Source organism: Polaromonas sp. P1_E3, from assembly GCF_056405935.1.
Window position 1 is genome coordinate 1 of sequence record NZ_JBFUBD010000641.1, and the last position, 1,115, is coordinate 1,115.

General features: G+C 58.8%; 1 protein-coding gene and 1 pseudogene. Both read left to right on the forward strand.

The features are described 5' to 3' along the window. Positions 1-186: 186 nt before the first annotated feature. Entirely contained in the window at positions 187-429 is a 243-nt protein-coding gene (locus tag AC1D0Z_RS22430; protein ID WP_477648985.1) for a hypothetical protein, read from the forward strand. 350 nt (positions 430-779) lie between these two features. Continuing rightward, positions 780-1,115, forward strand: a pseudogene (locus tag AC1D0Z_RS22435) (catalase); the annotation flags it as partial.

Here is a 1,115-nt window from a genome sequence, read left to right on the forward strand (position 1 = left end):
ATACGCCTGGTCGGTGGCGATGAACCTGCGGTCGGAGCCGGTTTTGCTCGTATCGTCTGCCATGGGGCGTCTCCTAGGGAAAAAACGAATGTTAGGTCGGCCGGCCTGAGTTAATCTGTAGGACAAAACCCGTCAAGCAGGCAGTCCAGTTTCCGCCGCCGGCTGACACTCTCCAGGTGCCATCCCATGTCACTTCCTCCTGACTTCAAGCCTTCAGACTTTTCCATTGGCTCCATCAGCGACCGCCAGCTCGTAAACCTGGCCAAGCTGGCTGGGGCGATGACGGAAGGCGATGCGCTGACGCCTGAGCTGCAAGAGTTCACGCTGCTGATCATGGAAAAATGCGCCGACATCGGCGACAAGTACAAAAGCCAGAAACATGGGCGCACGGCCGGCGACGAGATCCGCGCGCTCTTCGGGGTTTATTGAATCTGGCACGTCTTTCAGGTCTTTTCGCACCAAAGCGCTAGAGACCTGAAGACCTGAAGACCTGAAGACGCGAAGACTGCAACACGGCACCTGGCTGCCGCAAATCTTTTCCGGCCGCAGCAGACGCCGGCCGGGATGCCCACGGCGCACCGTCCTACACCCCTGCACCCTGCTGAAAAATAGCATCAAGCGCATCCGCGTTCACTGCCGGGTTTGTTGCGCTTTTGAGTTTGGATCTTCCCTTTTCCCGATGTCCTTTTCTCGATGTATTTCGCTGCTCGTGTGCAGCGGCGCCCGGCCATGACGCGTGACCCTGAAGCCTCTTCATCAATTTTTTGGATCACCACCTCATGGCAAAACCCACTGGAATTTCATCGAAAGCCGCCCCTAAAAATACCGACAGCGGGCCTGCCGGCCTTGCCCCACCTGCCAATGCAGATGCAGCATCGGAAAAAATGGCGCAGGTCCAGGAACTGGCGGCAGCCATGCCATACAACCCGAACAAGGCCGGCGAGCATGGCGTTGAGAACGGGCTGGGACCAGCGCCCGGAAACACGGTCGAACCAGCCTCCCGGCTGGCCACCGGCAGCACATTGAGTGAGGAAAACAGTTCCGAAAAAACGGGCAGCCTGGCGCCGGAAGGGCTGAACGCCACGATCGAACCGCTGGACCGCGTGCGTGTGGAT